Origin of the sequence: Acidovorax sp. BLS4 (assembly GCF_032929295.1) — a bacterium.
Classification (GTDB): domain Bacteria; phylum Pseudomonadota; class Gammaproteobacteria; order Burkholderiales; family Burkholderiaceae_C; genus Paracidovorax.
On the sequence record NZ_CP136797.1, the window covers coordinates 1,712,452 to 1,731,500 of the forward strand.

The following is a 19,049-nucleotide window of genomic DNA, read 5'->3' on the forward strand; positions in this document are numbered from 1 at the left end:
TGAGCCGTCGCGCTATTCCAGGGGCGCCACCCGCTCCGCCAGCGTGCGCAGGGTGAGGGGCGCGCACCCTTCGGCATGGTTGCTGACCGTGACGAAGGCATTCTGGCCCGCCCCGGTCACCCCCGCGATCGTGCGCGCCAGCACGTCGTGCACCTCGGGGGCCGGGTGCAGGATGCGGTCATAGGGGGCGTAGAGCTTTTCGGCGTCTTCGTACCCATAGGCGCCATGCACCGGGTTCAGGTTCCAGCGGCAGACCAGCGGTCCGGGCCACAGCCGGCGCAGCAGATGCAGTTGCTCCGCCAGCGGCGGCATCTTGGCGTGCAGCCCCACGCAGTAGGTGGCGCCGGCTTCGCGCAGCACGGCGGCAAAGTGCGGCATGAACTCGGGCGACAGCCACTCGGGATCGCGCACCTCCACGGCCAGCACGCCGTCCGGCGCGGTGGGCGCCAGTGGCGGCTGCGCGAGCAGCATGGTGCGCAGGCGCTCCAGCACCTGCGGCAGCCGGTCGAGCTGCGCCAGCGGCAGCGGGCTCAACTGGAACACCAGCGCACCCACCTTGGCGCCCAGGCCTTCGAGCGCGGGCGCCACGAACTCCTGCGTCGCCAGTGCGGCATCCAGGAACGCCGGGTTGGCCTGGCGCCCGCGCCCGTCCTCGCCGCGCACCAGCGCATCGGTCACCAGGCTGGGCGCCTTCACCACGAAGCGGAAGTCATGCGGCACCTGCGAGGCGTAGCGCTCGTACTGGCTCACCGTGAGCGGCCGGTAGAAGCTGCGGTCGATGCTCACCGTGCGCATCAGCGGGTGCTGGGCATACACCGACAGGCCGTTTTTGGAAAGTGTCTGCTCCGAATGCTCGCCTTCCCACAGCAAGCCCTTCCAGCCGGGGTAGGTCCACGACGACGTGCCCATGCGCAAGCGGGGCGGCAGCCGCGCGGCCAGTGCGCGCAGGTCGTCGTCCCAGGCCGCCGGTTGCACCGTGCCGCTGCGGCGCACGGCAGGGGCCTTGGCCTCGGTGGGCTCGGCCGATGGGGCAGGGCGTTTGGCGGGCGCCGCAGCGGGGGGCTCGGGGGGAGCGGGCAGGTCGCCGAAAAGATCGTCTTGCATGGAGGGCAGGGAGTCGATGAGCGGGCGCGCGGAAGGCAGGATACAAGGCAGGAATGCGCGCCCTGCACCGTGTCGATGTGGGGGGCTGTGGCGCGTTCTTCCAGGGCCTGGACGGTTTCCTTTCGTTTCGGCGCCGAAGCGGCGGCAGCCGGGGCACCGCCCGTCACTCGCCCGAAAACAGCCCCCCTTCGTTGAGCAACTCATAGGCGATGTCGGGGTGCCGGTCCATGCTCTTCTTGATCGCTGCAGGAATGGCCTGCCGGGTCTTGCGGCACAGCCCCCGCTGCTCCAGCACCAGGATGGCGATGCCGCGCAGGCTGCGGACCTCGTTGGGGCTGGTAGTGATGCTCAGGCGGATGCCCAGTTGCGCTTCCAGCCGGTCCTGCATGCGGCGCAGTTCGCCCAGGCTGCCCAGGTTCTCCAGCCGGTCTATGAGCCGCTTTTCCTCTTCTCGCGTGAGGCGCAGCACGCGCAAGTCGCCGCTCGGCGCCTGCAGCAGCGCATCGCGGTCGCACACGCATGCGCCGGGCGGGCATTCGGTGCGGACCGGATAGGGGAAGGGCGTCATGGTCTTAGAAGCGCAGGCGTTGGTGGTGGCGGCGTGGCGGTGGTCTGTGCATTTTAGGGATGCCCCCCGCGCTCACTGCGCGCTATACACCAGCCCGGGGCGCGTTCCATCAAGGTCGTCGGTCTCGCCGTCCTGCACCGGCTCCGTGCCGAAGGTGCGCCCCAATGCCACGAAGCGGTATGCGCCCTGCGGCCGGTATAGGCCTGCCAGCTGGCCCAGCCTACACGCTCAGGTACCGCGCCCACAGCCCCCGATCCGCATTGAGCGCCTCGGAATCCCCTTGCCACACCACGCGCCCGCGCTCCAGGATCACGTGCCGATCGGCCAGGCCCATGAGGCGGTGCACGTACTTATCCACCACCAGGATGGTCTGCCCCGCGGCCTTGAGCGTGGCCAGGCACCGCCAGATTTCCTCGCGGATCACCGGGGCCAGGCCTTCGGTGGCTTCGTCCAGGATCAGCAGGCGCGGGTTGGTGGACAGCGCGCGGCCGATGGCCAGCATCTGCTGCTCGCCGCCCGACAGCTGGTGGCCCAGGTGGTGCTCGCGTTCCTGCAGGCGTGGGAACACGCCGTAGATGCGCTGCAGGTCCCAGGGCTCGCCCAGGCCGCTGCGGTGGCTGGCGAAGGCCAGCAGGTGTTCGCGCACGCTGAGGTTGGGGAACACGTGGCGGCCCTCGGGCACGATGGCCAGGCCCAGGCGGGCAATGGCGTCGCTCTTCATCGCCCCGATGGCCTGGCCCGCGAAGCGGATGGCGCCGGCCGTGGGGCGCAGTGCGCCCACCAGGGTCTTGATGGTGGTGCTCTTGCCCATGCCGTTGCGGCCCAGCAGGGACACCACTTCGCCCGCGGCGATGTCCAGGTGGATGCCGAACAGCACCTGGCTCACGCCGTAGCCGGCCTCCAGGCCCTGGCAGCTCAGCAGGGGCTCGGCCACGGGCGCGGACCCATGGTGCATCGAAGGCGTGGGCGTGCTCATGGTGCGGCCTCCAGGGTTTCGGTGCCCAGGTACACGGCCTGCACTTCGGCGTTGCTGCGGATCTCATGGGGCGTGCCGGCCGTGAGCACCCGGCCGTACACCAGCACCGAGATGCGGTCGGCCAGGCGGAAGACGGCCTCCATGTCGTGCTCGATCAGCAGCACGGCCATGTCCCGGCGCAGGCTGTCGATCAGCTGCACCATCTGCTGCGATTCCTCCGGCCCCATGCCGGCCATGGGTTCGTCGAGCAGCAGCAGCTTGGGCGCGCAGGCCAGGGCGAGGGCCACGTCCAGCGTGCGCTGGGCGCCATGGGGCAGGGCGCCGGCGATGCCGTCCATGCAGCCCTGCAGGCCCACGCGCTCGGCCAGCCGGTCGGCGGCCTCGTACAGCCCGTGCGCCTGCGAGCGCGGCTGCAGGAAGCGAAAGCTCGATCCGCTGTGCGCCTGCACAGCCAGCAGCAGGTTGTCGCGCACGGTCTGGGCCGGGAAGATGCGCGTCACCTGAAAGCAGCGCGACAGGCCTTTGGCCACGCGGCGGTGCATGGGCAGGGCGGTGATGTCGTCACCGTCGAGCAGCACGCGGCCTGCGTCGGGCGCCAGCAGGCCCGAGATCTGGTGGACCAGGGTGGTCTTGCCCGCGCCGTTGGGGCCGATGAGGGCGTGGACCTCGCCGTGCGCCACGCTCAGGTCCACGTGGTCGGTGGCCAGCAGGCCGCCGAAGCGCTTGACCAGGCCCTGCACTTGGAACAGGCTCATCGCGCGCTCCTTGCGCGCAGGTCCGCCAGCGCGGCCAGGCCCCTGGGCGCGTACAGCGCGGTGGCGATCAGCAGCAGGCCCAGCGGCATGTGCCAGTGGTCGGTGTGGAGCTTGAGCGCCTCTTCCAGCGCCAGCCACACGGCCGCGCCCAGCGGCCCGCCCCAGCGCCGGCCCAGGCCGCCGATGACGACCATCACGATGAGCGTGGCCGACTGCGTCCAGTGCATCATCGCCGGGCTCACGAAGCTGTTGCCGGTGGCCAGCAGCGCGCCCGCCAGGCCCGCCACCGCGCCGGCCAGGGTGAAGGCGGCCAGCTGCAGCAGGTACACCGGATAGCCCAGCGCGCGCATGCGCGTCGCGTTGTCGCGGATGCCCGCCAGCGCCGCGCCGAAGCGCGAGGCCGTGGCCCGGTCCAGCCACCACAGCACCAGCGCCACCAGCGCCAGCACCACCCAGTACAGGGTGGGCTCGTGCGTGGCGTCCAGGCCCAGGCCGAGCACGGGCCGCATGGGCAGGGTGTAGCCGTCGTCCCCGCCGTAGCTGCGCAGCGAGACGAACACGAAGTACAGCATCTGCGCGAAGGCCAGCGTGATCATGATGAAGTACACGCCCTGGGTGCGCAGCGAGATGGCGCCCACCAGTGCTGCGGCCAGCGCGGCCAGCACCATGGCGGCGCCCCACACCACCCAGGCCGAGGTGGCGCCCGCGTCGCTGAGCACCACCACCGTGTAGGCGCCCACGCCCATGAAGCCCGCATGCCCCAGCGCCACCATGCCGCCGAAGCCCATGATGAAGTTCAGGCTGGCGGCGGCCAGGGCCACGACCAGCACCCGGCGCACGAAGCCGATGTAAAAATCCAGCCCCAGGGCCGATGCCACCAGCGGAAACACCGCCAGCGCCGCCAGCAGGGCCAGCGGCAGCAGCGCGCCGCGCCAGCGCGCGGCGGCAGGGCGCTGCGGCGGGGAAGAGGAAGTCAGGGATGCAGCAGACATGTCGCTCAGGCCTTGGCAGAAAACAGCCCCGCGGGGCGAAAGCTCAGAACCGCCGCCATCAGGGCGTACATGGCCACCTCGGCGCACAACGGCCCTAAGTCGGCGGCCACGGCGGGCGGCAGGGTGGCGCGCAGCAGCAGCGGCAGGAAGGCGCGGCCGATGGTGTCCACCAGGCCCACCAGCAGGGCCGCCACGAAGGCGCCGCGCACCGAGCCGATGCCGCCGATGACGATCACCACCAGCGCGGGGATCAGGATGGATTCGCCCATGCCCACCTGCACCGCCATCAGCGGCCCCATGAGCGCGCCCGCGAGGGCCGCCAGGGCGGCACCGAGCACGAAGATGCCGCAGAACACGCGCCGCACGCGCACGCCCATCAGCTCGGCCATCCAGCGGTCCGACGCGCCCGCGCGCACCAGCATGCCCACGCGGCTGTGGTTGACCAGCAGGTACAGCAGACCCGCCACCAGCACGCCCGCGCCCAGCACCACCAGGCGGTACGACGGGTAGGGCAGGCCGGCGAACAGTTCCACCGGCCCCGAGAGCCAGGCCGGCGTGGGCGCCATGACGGGGGAGGGGCCCCACACCATCTTCACGGCATCGTCCGCCACGAGGATCACGCCGAAGGTGGCCAGCACCTGGGCCAGGTGGTCGCGCCCGTAGAGGCGGCGCATCAGCGTCACCTCCAGCAGCGCCGCCACCGCCACCGTCACGGCCACGGCCACCAGCACCGCCACGGCGAACGAGCCACTCTGCACATGCACCGTGGCCGCCACGTAGGCGCCCACCATGAACAGCGAGCCGTGCGAGAGGTTCATCACGTCCATGATCCCGAAGACCAGGGTGAGCCCCGCCGCGATCAGGAAAAGCATGAGCCCGTAGCCCGCGCCATTGAGCAGTTGTTCGAAGACGAGGATCGGATTCATGGCGCAGCCCCAGTGGATGAGGAGGGGTTCGATGTCATTTCAGGGTTCCATGTCCGCACGCGACGCGCGCTGCCTTTCAAAACGGGCGCGGCCCCAGGCCAGCAGCCGCCGCGCAAGGGCCGCCCCGCCGCGCTGGCGGCGTCCCCCCTCCGGGGGGAAGGCGCGAAGCGACTCAGGGGGGGCTTATTTCATACCGCACTGGGCCGAGAACGCATCCCCATAGTTTTCCAGCACCGTCTTGATGGTCTTGTTGGTCACGCGGCCTTCGGCGTCCTTGCCGATGGTGCGCAGGTAGAAGTTCTGCACCGGGTAGTGGTTGTTGGCGTAGCGGAAGTTGCCGCGCAACGAAGGAAACTGCGCCTTGGCCAGCGCCTTGATCAATGCATCGCGGTCGGCCACCTTGCCGCCCACGGCCTTGACGGCCGAGTCCATGGCGGTGATCACGTCGAAGGCCTGCGCGGCGTAGATGGACGGGTAGCGCCCGCCGTACTCCTTGCGGAACGCGGCCACGAAGGCCTTGTTGGCCGGGTTGTCCAGGTCGTGCGCCCAGTGCGAGGTGTTGAACAGCCCCAGCATGGGTTCGCCCACGGCGCTGATGACGTCTTCGTCGGCCGAGAAGCCGCTGGTCACCAGCGTGATGTCCTTGGACAGGCCCGCGCCCACGAACTGCTTGATGAAGTTGATGCCCATGGCGCCGGGCAGGAAGAAGTACACGGCCTCGGGCTTGGCGGCGCGCAGTTGCGCCAGCTCGGTCGCGTAGTCGATCTGGCCGAGCTTGGTGTACATCTCGTCCACCACCGTGCCCTTGAACTTGCGCTTGAAGCCGTTGATCCCGTCCTTGCCGGCGGGGTAGTTGGGCGCGATCAGCACCATGCGCTTGAAGCCCCGGTCGGCCGCGAACTGGCCGGCGGCCTCGTGGTACTGGTCGTTCTGGTAGGCGGTGCCGAAGAAGTAGGGGTTGCACTGCGCGCCCGCCAGCTGGCTGGGGCCCGCGTTGTTCGACAGGTAGGGCACCTTGGCGGCGAACAGTGTGGGCGCCACGGCCAGCGCCACGTTGGAGGCGATGGGGCCGGTGAACAGGTCGATCTTCTCGCGTTGCACGAAGCGGTCCACCAGCTGCTTGGCCTGGTCGGGGCTGCCGGCCATGTCGGTCTGCACGAACTGCACGGGCTGGCCGCCCAGCTTGCCGCCCAGCTGCTTGATGCCCAGCGCGAAGCCGTCCCGCGCCTCGGCCCCCAAGGCGGCGAACGGGCCGGAGATGTCCAGCGCGATGCCCACCTTGATGGGGGTGGCCGCCTGCTGGGCCGCTGCCGGCAGGCCGGCGCAGGCGCCCAGGACCGCCAGGGCGGTGGCGCCGAGCCGGGTGCGAAGGGAAGTGCGGGAAATTCGTGCCATCGTCAGTCCTTCAATCGTCGATCAACCAAGGGGAAAACCAGCCGGGCCCGCTGCAGGCCGTGCCGTGCATCGCCTGGCCGTCGCGGGGCCCTGCAGCCCCACTTCGGCCCGCGTTGCCGTGCCATGCACCGGGAACGTGCGCATCGCTGGGTGCGAAGGCGCCTTGCAGGCACGGAAAGCGGATGCCCGGGCTGTCCTGATGCAAGGGGCATTCCATGCAGCGGTGGTCGCCATCGCCGCCCGGTCCTGGGCGGGCGATGGGAGTGCCTGGGGATCGTACAAGCGCGCAGGGCTGCCGCGCCTACAGGTCTTCCCTGGGATGGAATGTCGCCCGGTGCCGGCCGGGCCGCCACGCAAGGCACGGGGCAGGGGGCGGTGCGGACTGAAACAAGGGCCGGGAAGGCCTGTGGCACACTCGCCCGCTTTTCCAAAGCCGAGCCCTCGGGCGCGTTTTCAGCATGCAGAAGATCATCCGGCAGATTGCCGCAGAAATCCGGGTCACCGAGCAGCAGGTGGCCTCCGCCGTCGAGTTGCTCGATGGGGGCGCCACGGTGCCCTTCATCGCGCGCTACCGCAAGGAAGTGACCGGTGGGCTGGACGACATCCAGCTGCGCGAGCTGGAGGCCCGCCTGTCGTACCTGCGCGAGCTGGAAGACCGCCGCGCCGCGGTGCTCAAGGCCATCGACGAGCAGGGCAAGCTGACCGACGCGCTGCGCGCCGCCATCGCGGGTGCACCGACCAAGCAGGAACTGGAAGACCTTTACCTGCCCTTCAAGCAAAAGCGCCGCACCAAGGGCCAGATCGCCCGCGAGTTCGGCATCGAGCCGCTGGCCGACAAGCTCTTCGCCGACCCCACGCTGGACCCGGCCGCCGAGGCCGCCGCGTTCACCCGCCCCCCCGAGGTGCTGGACGATGGCAAGCCGGGTGCCGACTTTTCCACCGTGCCGGCCGTGCTCGACGGCGTGCGCGACATCCTCTCCGAGCGCTGGGCCGAAGACGCGGTGCTGGTGCAGTCGCTGCGCGAATGGCTGTGGGCCGAGGGCCTGCTGCGCAGCAAGAAGGTCGAGGGCAAGAACGAGGCCGATCCCGAGGTCTCCAAGTTCCGCGACTACTTCGAGTACGACGAGCCCATCGGCCGCGTGCCCTCGCACCGCGCGCTGGCCGTGTTCCGCGGCCGGGCGCTCGAAATCCTGGAGGCCAAGCTGGTCCTGCCCGTCGAGCCAGAGCCCGGAAAGCCCAGCATCGCCGAGGGCAAGATCGCCCTGCACCTGGGCTGGAGCCATGCCGGCCGCGCGGCCGACGACCTGCTGCGCAAATGCGTGGGCTGGGCCTGGCGCGTGAAGCTCTCCCTCTCCACCGAGCGCGACCTGTTCGCCCGCCTGCGCGACGAGGCCGAGAAGGTCGCCATCAAGGTCTTCGCCGACAACCTGCGCGACCTGCTGCTGGCCGCGCCCGCCGGCCCGCGCGTGGTGATGGGGCTGGACCCAGGCATCCGCACCGGCGTGAAGGTGGCGGTGGTGGATGCGACCGGCAAGCTGGTGGAGACCGCCACCGTGTTCCCGCACGAGCCGCGCCGCGACTGGGAAGGCTCGCTGCACACGCTGGCCAAGCTGGCCGAAAAGCACGGCGTGAACCTGATCGCCATCGGCAACGGCACCGCCAGCCGCGAAACCGACAAGCTGGCCGCCGACCTCATCAAACTGGCCGCCAAGGCCGAGCGCGCCATCGAGAAGGTGGTGGTGAGCGAGGCCGGCGCCTCCGTCTATTCCGCCAGCGAATACGCCTCGCAGGAAATGCCCGACGTGGACGTGAGCCTGCGCGGCGCCGCCTCCATCGCGCGGCGCCTGCAGGACCCGCTGGCCGAGCTGGTCAAGATCGACCCCAAGAGCATCGGCGTGGGCCAGTACCAGCACGACGTGAACCAGAGCGAGCTGGCCCGCACGCTGGGCACGGTGGTGGAGGACTGCGTGAACTCGGTGGGCGTGGACCTGAACACGGCCAGCGTGCCCCTGCTCAGCCGCGTGTCGGGCCTGTCGGGCAGCGTGGCCAAGGCCGTGGTGCGCTGGCGCGAGGCCAACGGCGCGTTCAAGAGCCGCCGCCAGCTCATGGAGGTGTCGGGCCTGGGCGCCAAGACCTTCGAGCAGAGCGCGGGCTTCCTGCGCATCCGCGGCGGCGAGAACCCGCTGGACATGACGGGCGTGCACCCCGAGACGTACCCCGTGGTCGAGCAGATCATGCAAAAGACCGGCAAGCCCGTGGCCGAGATCATGGGCCGGGCCGACATGCTCAAGACGCTCAAGCCCGAGCTGTTCGCCAACGAGAAGTTCGGCGTCATCACGGTCAAGGACATCCTGGGCGAGCTGGAGAAGCCCGGCCGCGACCCGCGCCCGGACTTCAAGGTGGCGCGCTTCAACGACGGCGTGGAAGACATCAAGGACCTGAAGGAAGGCATGGTCCTGGAGGGCACGGTGAGCAACGTGGCGCAGTTCGGCGCGTTCATCGACCTGGGCGTGCACCAGGACGGCCTGGTGCACGTGAGCCAGCTGAGCCACAAGTTCGTCAACGATGCGCGCGAGGTGGTCAAGACCGGCGACATCGTGAAGGTGAAGGTCATGGAGGTGGACGTGGAGCGCAAGCGCATCGGCCTGTCCATGAAGCTCGATGCAGCGCCCCCGCGCAGCGGCGGCGACCGGGGTGCGCCCCGCGACAACCGGTTCGAAGGGGCGGGGCGGGGCCAGCATGCGGCACCGCGCCGCAGCAACGAGCCCGCCCCCCCGTCGGCCATGGCCTCGGCCTTCGCCAAGCTGCAAGGTAATAAGCGGTAAAAGTTGCGTGGATAATCGCCGGAACCTTACTTCCGGCCGTTCCATGGAGCTCATCGCCCTGCTGGGGATTCCCGTCGCGCTGCCGAGCGTGCCGCGCGCGGTGGCGCTGCTGATGAACGAGCTGGCGGCGCCCGAGCCCAACCTGCGCCGCGTCACCCAGCTCTTCGGCACCGACCCGGCCATGGCCGCGCGGCTGCTGGAAGAGGCCAACTCCCCCACGTTCCAGGCCCAGCAGCAGATCAGCGGCATTCCCGAGGCGCTGTCGCTGCTGGGCGTGCAGCAGCTGCGCACGCTGGTGGCGTCCGCGCCGCTGGGCACGACCTCGCGGTCGGTGCCGGGCGTCAACCTGCAGCAGTTCTGGCGCTACAGCCTGCACACCGCCAAGCTGGCGCGGTCGCTGGCCGGCAGCGTGCACCACAACCAGATCGCGGCATACACCGCGGGCCTGCTCCACGGCGTGGGCGAGTTGCTGCTGCACCTGGGCAATCCGGACCGCGTGCAGGCCATCAACCGGCTGGTCGGCCCCTTCGATCCGCGCCGCTCCAAGCTGGAGCAGCGGCTGCTGGGCTACTGCTATTCGCAGGTGAGCGCCGGCATGGCGCGCCGCTGGCAGTTGCCGCAGGTGGTGGTGGATGCCTTGCAGTACCAGAGCGCGCCGTTCGAGAACAGCGTGTACGAGCCGCTGGCCGGCGTGCTGCACCTGGCCGCCTGGCGCGTGCGGGCCCGCGAGGCGGCGCTGGGCGAGAAGGAGCTGGCGGTGTCCTTTCCCGGCGAAGTCGGGCTGGCGCTGGGGCTCGATATCGACATGGTGCTGCAGCAGGACCCGATCGACTGGACCGTGCGCCCCGACCCGGGCGACTACGTGTGAGCGCCGCGGCGCGCCGGTGCCCCGGCCGATGAAGGCGCTGCGCATCCACGCAGGGCCGCTGGCGCGGGCGCACATCGCCCGGCACGGCCTGCAGCCCGCCGACATCGGCGTCATTCCGGCCGCGGCCGGCGGACCCAAGGGGCTGGTCCTCGGGCCGCTGGACCGCTTCGTGTTCGGGCACTGGCTGCAGGGCTCCACCCAGCCGGTGCATCTGGTGGGCGCCTCGATCGGCGCGTGGCGCATGGCCACGGCCTGCCTGGACTCGCCCGAGGCCGCGCTGGAGCGGCTGGAGCACGCCTACATCCACCAGCACTACGCGCCGCCGCCCGGCCGCCAGCGCCCCACGGCTGCGCAGGTGAGCACGCAGTTCGGGCAGGGGCTGCGCGGCTTCTACGGCGCGCAGGTGGGGCCGTTGCTCGCGCACCCGCGCTGGCGGCTGCACATCGTGACTTCGCGGGGGCGGCACCTGCTTTCGCGCGAACGCCGGCTGGCCACGCCGCTCGGCTACCTGGGAGCGTTCGCCGCCAACGCGGTGCACCGCCGCGCGCTGGGGTGGTGGCTGGAGCGGGTGGTGTTCTCCGGCCCGGCCGGCGATGCCCCCGGGGCCGCCATGGCGCCGCTGCCGTTCGCCACCACTGACTACCCCACGCGGCAGGTGGCGCTGACCGGGGCCAACTTCCTGCCGGCGCTGCAGGCCAGCTGCTCCATCCCCTTCGTGCTGCAGGCGGTGCACGACATTCCGGGCGCGCCGGCCGGTGCCTACTGGGACGGGGGCCTGACCGACTACCACCTGCATCTGCGCTACCGGCCGCTGGCGGACATCGAGCCGATGGATGCTATAAAAAATATAGCGATATGCCCTAGTGTTGATTGTGCTGGAGGCCAAAAACGTTCAGACCCCCCTGGCGCCCTGGTGCTGTACCCGCACTTCCAGCAGAGCGTGGTGCCCGGCTGGCTGGACAAGGGCCTGCGCTGGCGCCACCGCGCCACGCCCGCGCTGGACCGCATGGTGGTGCTGTCGCCGCACCCCGACTGGGTGCGCACGCTGCCGAACGCCAAGCTGCCCGATCGCAACGATTTTCTGCACTACGGCAGCGACCTGACCGCCCGTGTGCGCGCCTGGAGCGCGGCCACGTCGGCCAGCCGCCAGCTGGCCGACGAGTTCGCCGAATGGCTGCGCCGGCCCGACCCGGCGGCGGTCCTGCCGCTTTGAGGGCGGGCCGCCGCGGCCGCAACGCTCACATCGATTCGGCGAGCATCGCCCGGTAGTCGTCCACGCTCGCCTCGCGCGGGTTGGTCTTGTGGCAGTGGTCGGCCATGGCGCCTTCGATCACGTCGCCGAACAGCGCCTCGGTCACGCCCATCGTGGCCAGGCCCGTGGGCAGCCCCAGCCGCGCGCTCATGTCGCGGATGGCCTCGGGGATGTCGCCCGCGGACGCCAACCCCATGGCGTGGGCCATGCGCTCCAGGCGCCGGTCTTTCTGCACGGCGGGGTCCTGCGCGTTGAAGCGCACCACGGCGGGCAGGAACACCGCGTTCAGCGTGCCGTGGTGCAGCCGCGGGTTCACGCCGCCCAGGCTGTGGCTCAGCGAATGCACGCAGCCCAGCCCTTTCTGGAACGCCATCGCGCCCTGCATGCTCGCGCTCATCATGTTCAGGCGGGCCTCGCGGTCGCTGCCGTCGCGCGTGGCGCGTTCGATGTGCGCCCAGCCGCGCGTGAGGCCTTCCAGCGCGATGCCGTCGGCCGGCGGGTTGAAGGCCGAGGACATGAAGGTCTCCATGCAGTGCGCGATCGCGTCCATGCCGGTGGCGGCCGTCAGCGCGGGCGGCAGGCCCAGGGTCAGGCCCGGGTCGCAGATGGCCGTCTTGGGCACCAGGTGCCACGAGTGGAAGCCCAGCTTGCGGTGGTCGTCCACGATGATGATCGCGCCGCGCGCCACCTCGCTGCCGGTGCCGGCGGTGGTGGGCACGGCAATCAGCGGCACGGCGCGCTCGGTGATGCGCGGCGAGCCGCCCTCGATGGTGGCGTAGTGCGTGAGCGGCCCTTCGTGCGTGGCCGCGATGGCGATGCCCTTGGCGCAGTCGATGGCCGAGCCGCCGCCCACCGCGATGAGGCCGTCGCAACCGTGGTCGCGGTACACCTGCACGGCGGCGCGCACGGCCGCTTCGGTGGGGTTGGAGGGCGTCTGGTCGAACACAGCCACGGGCACGCCGGCCAGTGCATCCAGCGCGTGCTGCAGCACGCCGGCGGCTTTCACGCCGGGGTCGGTCACCACGAGCGGGCGCGTGATGCCCACGCGGTTGCACTCCTGTTTCAGGAGCTGGATGGCGCCGAATTCGAACTGGATCTGGGTGACGTAGTAGATGAAGGCCATGGTGGATTGCGAGGATGCGCCCAGGGCGCGGTTGTGGTTAGCATGCCGGCCAGCCAATCTACAACCGGGAGCCTTCCATGGCCATGCAGCAAACCCTCATCGCCGCCGTGCTGGCGGTCGCCTTTGCGACAACCGCCCAGGCCGAATGCCTGAGCGACGTCCAGGTGGCCGAACTGGCCGCCCATTACTCGGGCAGGACGCCCGCCGCCAACCTGCCGCCCCTGAGCGATGCCGATGCCGCCTGCACGCGCGCCAAGTTCAATGCCTTGCTGGCGCACCGCCTGGGCCGGGTGGTGGGCTACAAGGCGGGGCTGACCAACCCCGCAGTGCAAAAACGCTTCGGCACCGACAAGCCGGTGTGGGGCAAGCTGTACGAAGGCATGGTGCTGCGCGACGGCGCCGTGGTGGATGCGGCGTTCGGCGCCCGCCCGCTGTTCGAGGCCGACATGCTGGTGCGCGTCAAGAGCGCCGCCATCAACCATGCGCGCACGCCGATGGAGGTGCTGGAGCACATCGACCAGGTCATCCCTTTCATCGAGCTGCCCGACCTGCTGGTGCAGGCGCCGCCCCAGCTCAACGGGGCCGGCGTGGCAGCCATCAACGTGGGGGCGCGGCTGGGCGTGGCTGGCGCCCCCCTTGCCGTGCCGCGCCTGCGCGCGGAGCGCTATGCGATGGTGGACGCGCTCCAGAACATGGCGGTGACGCTCACCGATGGCCAGGGCGCGCGGCTGGGCGGCGGCAGGGGCAGCGACATCCTGGGCCACCCGCTCAACGCTGTCGTCTGGCTGGCCGAGGCGCTGGCCAAGGAGGACATCACCCTGCAGCCGGGCGATCTCGTGAGCCTGGGGTCGTTCTCCGCGCTGCTGCCGCCGCGGCCGGGGCTGGAGGTCACCGCCACGTTCGACGGGCTGCCGGGCGCGGCGCCAGTGCGCGTGACGTTCCGGTGACGCGCTGCCGTTGAGCGAGGGCCGGGAACGCCGGCCGGGGGCGAATAACCCGGCCCCGCCTGCCCACGGCCGAGTTGCGGGATGATCGGGCCCTTGTCCTTTTGGCCCTTTTTCCGCCATCCCACGGGGTGGCCCGCGACCGTGACACCTTCCGCCCCATCTACCGCCCGGCTCACCCCGCAGATGCGCAGCGTCATCGACCGCATGGAGCGCGCCGGCCGGCCGCCCCTGCACACGCTGCCCCCCGCCGAGGCCCGCGCCGCCTACGAGGCCGGTGCCGGCGTGCTCGAAGTGCCCAAGGCCGCCCTCGAGCGCGTGGAAGACCTGCACATCCCCGCCCGTGACGGCCATGCCTTGCCGGCCCGCCTGTATGCCCCCACGCGCGGCGCGCCGCTGCCGGTGCTGCTGTACCTGCACGGTGGCGGCTTCACCATCGGCAGCGTGGCCACGCACGACGTGCTGTGCCGGGAACTTTCGCGCCTGGCGGGCTGCATGGTGGTGTCGCTGGACTACCGGCTGGCGCCGGAGCACCGGTTTCCCACGGCCTCCAACGATGCGTGGGATGCGCTGGCCTGGCTCGCGGCGCAGGCCCATGCACTGGGCGCCGACCCGGCGCGCATCGCCGTCGGGGGCGACAGCGCGGGCAGCACGCTGTCGGCCGTCAATGCCATCCTGGCTCGCGATGCCGGCCTGCCGCTTGCGCTGCAGTTGCTGTTCTACCCCGGCTGCACTGCCCACCAGGACACGCCCTCGCATGCTGCATTCGCCCACGGCCTGGTGCTGGAGGAGCCCGCGATCACCTGGTTCTTCGGCCACTACGTGCGCGGGCCCGCGGACCGCGACGACTGGCGCTTCGCCCCGCTGAACGCGCCCGACGTCGACGGCGTGGCGCCGGCCTGGATCGGGCTGGCCGAATGCGATCCGCTGGTGGACGAAGGCGTGGCGTATGCCGACAAGCTGCGCGCCGCCGGCGTGGCGGTCGATCTGGAGATCTACCGAGGCGTGACGCACGAGTTCATCAAGATGGGCCGCGCGATCCCGGAAGCCCGCCAGGCGCATGCGGATGCGGCGCGGGCGCTGCGCACGGCGTTCGGGCTGGCCTGAGCGGGGTTGGCCGTGCCGGCTCAGCGCTTCTTGCAGGAGGCGGTGATCAGCTTGCGCGCCGGCTCGCCGGGGATGCCGGCGAAGGACACCGGCGCCTCGTCTTCCTTGAATTCCTCGCGCGCGGTCACGGGGCCTTGCCACACGGGCTCGGCGTAGTAGTTCAGGGCCAGGTACCACCCCTTTTGCGTGCCGCAGTCGATCACGGCCACGCCCTTGAACGAGCGGTAGGGGTGCTTGCGGTAGCTGGAGCGCTGGGTGCTGCGCGATACGCGCACTTCCATGGTGAACTGGTTCTGCCAGGGAATCTGCGTGGGGTTGATCTGCACCAGGTCACCCGTCTTGTCTTCCGGAAAGCCCTGGATCGTGAGCCATTGTTCGTCGGTTTGCGCGTGTGCCTGTGCTGTCAGGAGCAGGGCCGCTAACAGAGCAGGGCGAAGGGGGAACACGGGGCCTCCAAGGATGGGGTGCAAACGGTGCAGCGGCGAATCTTATGCGATCTGCGCCGCCTCGGATTGACGTGGATCAAGGCGGCAAAGCCGCATCAGGGTAATCCTGCGAAAGGGCGCGCTGCTGCGCTCCCTAAAATCGGTTGCACTGCAAACGATCAAAATCATGGGTGCCCCGCACCCCAGGAGCCCGCTGTGCCAGAAACCACGTCCCCCCCAACCCCCTCGACCGCACAGCAGAGGATCATCAAGAAGTACCCCAACCGCCGGCTGTACGACACCTCCACCTCCACCTACATCACCCTGGCCGAGGTCAAGCAACTCGTGATGGCGGGCGAGCAGGTCGTGGTGCGCGATGCCAAGACCAGCGAAGACCTCACGCGCAGCATCCTGCTGCAGATCATTCTGGAAGAGGAAGCCGGCGGCGCGCCCATGTTCACCGAGGCCGTGCTGGCCAACATCATCCGTTTCTACGGCCACGCCATGCAGGGCTTCATGGGCGCCTACCTGGAAAAGAACGTGCAGGTGTTCACCGACATCCAGGCCAAGATGGCCGAGCAGTCCAAGGGCATCACGCCCGAAATGTGGTCGCAGTTCATGAACCTGCAGTCGCCCATGTTCAAGGGCATCATGGGCAGCTACGTGGACCAGTCGCAGGCCATCTTCACGCAGATGCAGGAGCAGATGCAAAAGCAGACCGAGCAGATGCTCGGCGCCTTCGGCATCAAGCGCTGAAGGCAGGCCCCAGAGCCCGGGCGAGGGCCTGGGAGCGGGAGTCACCGGGCCAGTGCGGCCGCTTCACCCAAGCACGGGCTTTGCCGAGCGCCGCGGCGCGCCGTCAGTCCTGCACGTGGGATTTGCGGTGGGCGTCCTGGAAGATCCGGTGGATCAGTTCCCTGAACCACTTGTGCCCCGGATCGTGGTCGTTGCGGGGATGCCAGACGGCGTCGATCGACAGCGCCAGTTCCGGCAGCGGCATGGGGAAGGCAACGCAGTTCGATCCGGAAAGCACGCTGTCCATCCAGTGCGCCGGCATGGCCGCGATCAGGTCGGTGGATTCGATCACCGGCACCATGCCCTGCCACGTAGGCACCTGCACCATGACCCGGCGTGCCAGGCCGCGTTCGGCCAGCAGTTCGTCCAGGATGTTGCTGCCCACCCCCGACACCTTGAGATGCCCCAGTTCGAGGTACTTTTCCAGCGTGAGCGGGGTGGAGGCGGCAGGGTGGTCCTTTCTCATGAGCACCATCCAGCGGTCATCCAGGATGCGCCGCGAGGCCGAGAGAACGGAGTGCCCCCGCGACACCGAGAGCCTGATTTCCACCCCTTCGTACTCGACGCGGTCCGACGGCTGGCGCATCTCGAATGACTGCACCGACAGGCTGATGCCGGGCGCCACGGAACGCAGCTCGGTGCACAGGCGTGGGAGCAAGAGGACCCCCACGTAGTCGGACACGCGCAGAAGAAACGTTCTGCGCGCCGTTGCGGGATCGAACGCGCCGGCCACGCCGATGGCGTTCTCGATTTCGCTGAAAGCCTTGCGGAAACGCGTCGCCAGGCGAACGGCCTCCGGGGTGGGAACCATGCCCTCTGCCGTGCGCAGCATCAACGGGTCATTGAACTGCTCGCGCAGGCGCCGCAGTGCGTGGCTGACGGCGGAAGAGGTCAGATTGAGCCGGGCCGCTGCCTTGGCCACGCTGCGCTCCTCCACCAGCGCCTCGAACATCACCAGCAGGTTGAGATCGATTTTGCGCAGGTTGACGACCGCGCGGTCCTGATGGGTAGTGGGTTGAATCTGGTTCATCTTGATGATGATGGTAATGAATTTGACTAACTACCTCTGCGGCAAAAACAATCCGGTCAGCAGTTCAACCCGACCGTCTGGAATCCATGCCCATCACAAACCGCCACGGCGCAGCCCATCAGGCGCTGCCCGGTGCAACAGAAAGAGTCTTTCCGCAAGGGGCGTGCGACACGCACCTGCACGTCTTCGGATCCTCCGGCGAATTTCCATTCATCGCCGAGCGTGCCTACACCCCGCCATCCGCCACGATCGAGCAGTACTGGTCTGCCTACCGCCCTTTGGGAATGGACCGGTGCGTTCTGGTGCAGCCCAGCGTGTACGGGCGCGACCACTCGCTCTTGAAGCGGACATTGGGCGACGCCGCCGCGGGCAGCATGCGCGGCGTGGCGGTGATCTTCGAAGACACGCCGGACACCGAGATGGAGGAACTTCACCGGCTGGGCGTTCGGGGCGCGAGATGCAATGCGCTGTTCAGCGGCGGTGTTTCCATCGCCAGCGTGCAGTCGATTGCCGATCGGGTGAAAGGGCTGGGCTGGCACATCCAGTTGCTCGTCGACATCAATGAAGACATCCGCCTCGTCCAGGGCCTCGCCGAGAGCGGCATGACCGTGGTGGTGGACCACTTCGGCCACCCCTCGGACTGCAGCGACATCGACAGCCGGGGCATCCGGAGCCTGCGGAGCCTGATGCGGGAAGGGTGCGCCTGGGTCAAGTTCTCGGGCGCCTACCGGATCTCTGCGGCGGCGTCCGGCGTGGACCCTGCCGTGCTGCCACTGGCGCACAGCCTGGTACAGGCCAATCCCCACCGCATCGTCTGGGGATCGGACTGGCCCCACCCCGGCATCGACGCCACGTCCATCGCCAGCGCGGAACTGGCAGGCCTCATCACCCACTGGTTTCCCGAGGAAATCAGGCGCAAGGCGCTGGTCGACAACCCGACCCGGCTTTATTGGGAAGACTGATTTTTCTAAAAGGAGACATGGCATGTTCAATCCACCATCCAGCCGCAGAGGCTTCTTGCAAGGCGCCGCATCGCTCGCGGCATGTTCCATGGCTGTCCCGTCCGGGGCCCAGAACCGCTTTCCCTGGAAACCGATCACGCTGGTGGTGCCCTTCGCGCCCGGCGGGAATGTGGACATCGTCGCGCGCTCGCTGGGCGTGCCGTTGACCAAGTGGGTCGGGCAGTCCGTGATCGTGGACAACCGCGCGGGCGGCGGGGGTGCCGTCGGCACGAGCACGGTGGCGCGCGCCGAGGCCGACGGGCACACCTTGCTGGTGGCAACGCCGGGGCAACTGGGCACCCTTCCGGAGATCATCAAAACGCCTTACAAGGCCGACAGCCTGGTGCCGGTGGCGGTGCTCAGCCGCACACCGGTCGTCGTGGTCGTGCGTGCCAACGACCCACGGTTCAAGACCGCGGCCGATTTCATCAAGGCGGTGAAGTCCACGAGCCAGGGCGTGACGGTCGGCCATGCGGGGCCGGGCTCTCCCAACCACCTGGCGTTGCTCCAGTTCGAGGATTCCGCCCAGGCCCAGGTCAATGCGGTGCCCTACAAAGGATCGGGGCCGGCGCTGGTGGACCTGATGGGCGGTCAGATCGACGCGGTGATCGATCAGATCACCAGCTCCACCCCGCACATCAAGGGTGGCGCGCTCCGCGCGGTGATGGTGCTGGGACCGCAGGCGGGCGGGCTGCTCGCGAGCGTGCCGACGCAGGCCCAGCTGGGCTTGCCGGTGTTCGATGCGACCACCTTCGTCGGGGTCTTCGCGCCCAAGGCGACGCCTTCCGCCAGCGTCGCCAGCCTGCATGAATGGATGACCAAATCGGTGGCCCAGCCGGAGTTCACCAACGTGATCCGGGATCTGGGCAGCGAGCCGGTGGGGGAGGGGGGGCTGCGCTGCAACGGCTGGTGAGTGGCGAAGTCGCTTTGGCCACGCGAATGGTCAAGCAGGGACGGCTCAAA

18 protein-coding genes are annotated in these 19,049 nt (G+C 69.6%); 8 read left to right on the forward strand and 10 right to left on the reverse strand.

Annotated elements, in window-relative coordinates; translation table 11 throughout:
* Positions 1-12 precede the first annotated feature (12 nt).
* The 7 genes from R1Z03_RS07980 to R1Z03_RS08010 all read right to left on the reverse strand — a co-directional run bounded on the left by R1Z03_RS07980 (position 13) and on the right by R1Z03_RS08010 (position 6,716).
* Positions 13-1,104, reverse strand: a complete 1,092-nt coding sequence (locus R1Z03_RS07980) for a DUF72 domain-containing protein (RefSeq protein ID WP_317358487.1) — start codon at positions 1,102-1,104, stop codon at positions 13-15.
* 163 nt (positions 1,105-1,267) lie between these two features.
* A complete protein-coding gene (locus R1Z03_RS07985) occupies positions 1,268-1,672 on the reverse strand; it encodes a hypothetical protein (protein ID WP_284426305.1) in 405 nt (134 codons plus the stop codon).
* Positions 1,673-1,892: 220 nt separating this feature from the next.
* Complete coding sequence (locus R1Z03_RS07990; RefSeq protein WP_372588270.1) at positions 1,893-2,627, reverse strand: ABC transporter ATP-binding protein; 735 nt, start codon at positions 2,625-2,627, stop codon at positions 1,893-1,895.
* Between the two features lie 17 nt (positions 2,628-2,644).
* Complete coding sequence (locus R1Z03_RS07995; protein WP_317358489.1) at positions 2,645-3,403, reverse strand: ABC transporter ATP-binding protein; 759 nt, start codon at positions 3,401-3,403, stop codon at positions 2,645-2,647.
* Complete coding sequence (locus R1Z03_RS08000) at positions 3,400-4,395, reverse strand: branched-chain amino acid ABC transporter permease (RefSeq protein ID WP_317358491.1); 996 nt, start codon at positions 4,393-4,395, stop codon at positions 3,400-3,402. Before R1Z03_RS08000 ends, R1Z03_RS07995 begins: the two co-directional genes overlap by 4 nt.
* Positions 4,396-4,400: 5 nt before the next feature.
* A complete protein-coding gene (locus tag R1Z03_RS08005; RefSeq protein WP_284398629.1) occupies positions 4,401-5,321 on the reverse strand; it encodes a branched-chain amino acid ABC transporter permease in 921 nt (306 codons plus the stop codon).
* Positions 5,322-5,504: 183 nt separating this feature from the next.
* Positions 5,505-6,716, reverse strand: a complete 1,212-nt coding sequence (locus R1Z03_RS08010) for an ABC transporter substrate-binding protein (RefSeq protein WP_317358495.1) — start codon at positions 6,714-6,716, stop codon at positions 5,505-5,507.
* Between the two features lie 458 nt (positions 6,717-7,174).
* Between R1Z03_RS08010 and R1Z03_RS08015 the strand changes: the two genes are divergently transcribed.
* Genes R1Z03_RS08015 through R1Z03_RS08025 form a run of 3 tightly spaced genes read left to right on the forward strand, consistent with a single transcriptional unit; the run spans position 7,175 to position 11,622 of the window.
* Entirely contained in the window at positions 7,175-9,541 is a 2,367-nt protein-coding gene (locus R1Z03_RS08015) for a Tex family protein (protein WP_317358498.1), read from the forward strand.
* Positions 9,542-9,584: 43 nt separating this feature from the next.
* Positions 9,585-10,409, forward strand: a complete 825-nt coding sequence (locus R1Z03_RS08020; RefSeq protein WP_272568586.1) for an HDOD domain-containing protein — start codon at positions 9,585-9,587, stop codon at positions 10,407-10,409.
* 28 nt (positions 10,410-10,437) lie between these two features.
* On the forward strand, positions 10,438-11,622 hold the full coding sequence (locus R1Z03_RS08025) for a phospholipase (protein WP_317358502.1): 1,185 nt from the start codon (positions 10,438-10,440) through the stop codon (positions 11,620-11,622).
* 25 nt (positions 11,623-11,647) lie between these two features.
* Here the strand turns inward: R1Z03_RS08025 and R1Z03_RS08030 are convergent, their stop codons facing one another.
* Positions 11,648-12,784, reverse strand: a complete 1,137-nt coding sequence (locus tag R1Z03_RS08030) for an iron-containing alcohol dehydrogenase (RefSeq protein ID WP_317358504.1) — start codon at positions 12,782-12,784, stop codon at positions 11,648-11,650.
* A gap of 77 nt (positions 12,785-12,861) precedes the next feature.
* Here R1Z03_RS08030 and R1Z03_RS08035 point away from each other — a divergent pair, with 77 nt between their 5' ends.
* Both R1Z03_RS08035 and R1Z03_RS08040 read left to right on the forward strand, forming a co-directional pair.
* Positions 12,862-13,731 (forward strand): fumarylacetoacetate hydrolase, encoded by an 870-nt coding sequence (locus R1Z03_RS08035; RefSeq protein ID WP_317358507.1) that lies wholly within the window; start codon positions 12,862-12,864, stop codon positions 13,729-13,731.
* A gap of 183 nt (positions 13,732-13,914) precedes the next feature.
* Positions 13,915-14,835 carry an alpha/beta hydrolase gene (locus R1Z03_RS08040; RefSeq protein ID WP_317360294.1) on the forward strand — a complete coding sequence of 307 codons (921 nt, stop codon included), beginning with the start codon at positions 13,915-13,917 and terminating at the stop codon, positions 14,833-14,835.
* A gap of 20 nt (positions 14,836-14,855) precedes the next feature.
* Here R1Z03_RS08040 and R1Z03_RS08045 read toward each other — a convergent pair whose 3' ends face one another.
* Complete coding sequence (locus R1Z03_RS08045) at positions 14,856-15,281, reverse strand: surface-adhesin E family protein (RefSeq protein ID WP_317358510.1); 426 nt, start codon at positions 15,279-15,281, stop codon at positions 14,856-14,858.
* A gap of 195 nt (positions 15,282-15,476) precedes the next feature.
* Between R1Z03_RS08045 and phaR the strand changes: the two genes are divergently transcribed.
* Positions 15,477-16,016: a polyhydroxyalkanoate synthesis repressor PhaR gene (gene phaR / locus R1Z03_RS08050; protein ID WP_272568591.1), complete on the forward strand. Its 540-nt coding sequence runs from the start codon at positions 15,477-15,479 to the stop codon at positions 16,014-16,016.
* Between the two features lie 103 nt (positions 16,017-16,119).
* Here the strand turns inward: phaR and R1Z03_RS08055 are convergent, their stop codons facing one another.
* The gene (locus R1Z03_RS08055) at positions 16,120-17,085 is read right to left on the reverse strand and encodes a LysR family transcriptional regulator (RefSeq protein ID WP_317358514.1); all 966 of its coding nucleotides are present in this window, start codon (positions 17,083-17,085) and stop codon (positions 16,120-16,122) included.
* An 86-nt stretch (positions 17,086-17,171) separates the two neighbouring features.
* Here R1Z03_RS08055 and R1Z03_RS08060 point away from each other — a divergent pair, with 86 nt between their 5' ends.
* Together R1Z03_RS08060 and R1Z03_RS08065 are read left to right on the forward strand one after the other, a co-directional pair.
* Positions 17,172-18,047: an amidohydrolase family protein gene (locus R1Z03_RS08060; RefSeq protein WP_317358516.1), complete on the forward strand. Its 876-nt coding sequence runs from the start codon at positions 17,172-17,174 to the stop codon at positions 18,045-18,047.
* 88 nt (positions 18,048-18,135) lie between these two features.
* Positions 18,136-18,999: a tripartite tricarboxylate transporter substrate binding protein gene (locus R1Z03_RS08065; protein ID WP_317358519.1), complete on the forward strand. Its 864-nt coding sequence runs from the start codon at positions 18,136-18,138 to the stop codon at positions 18,997-18,999.
* Positions 19,000-19,049: the final 50 nt, after the last annotated feature.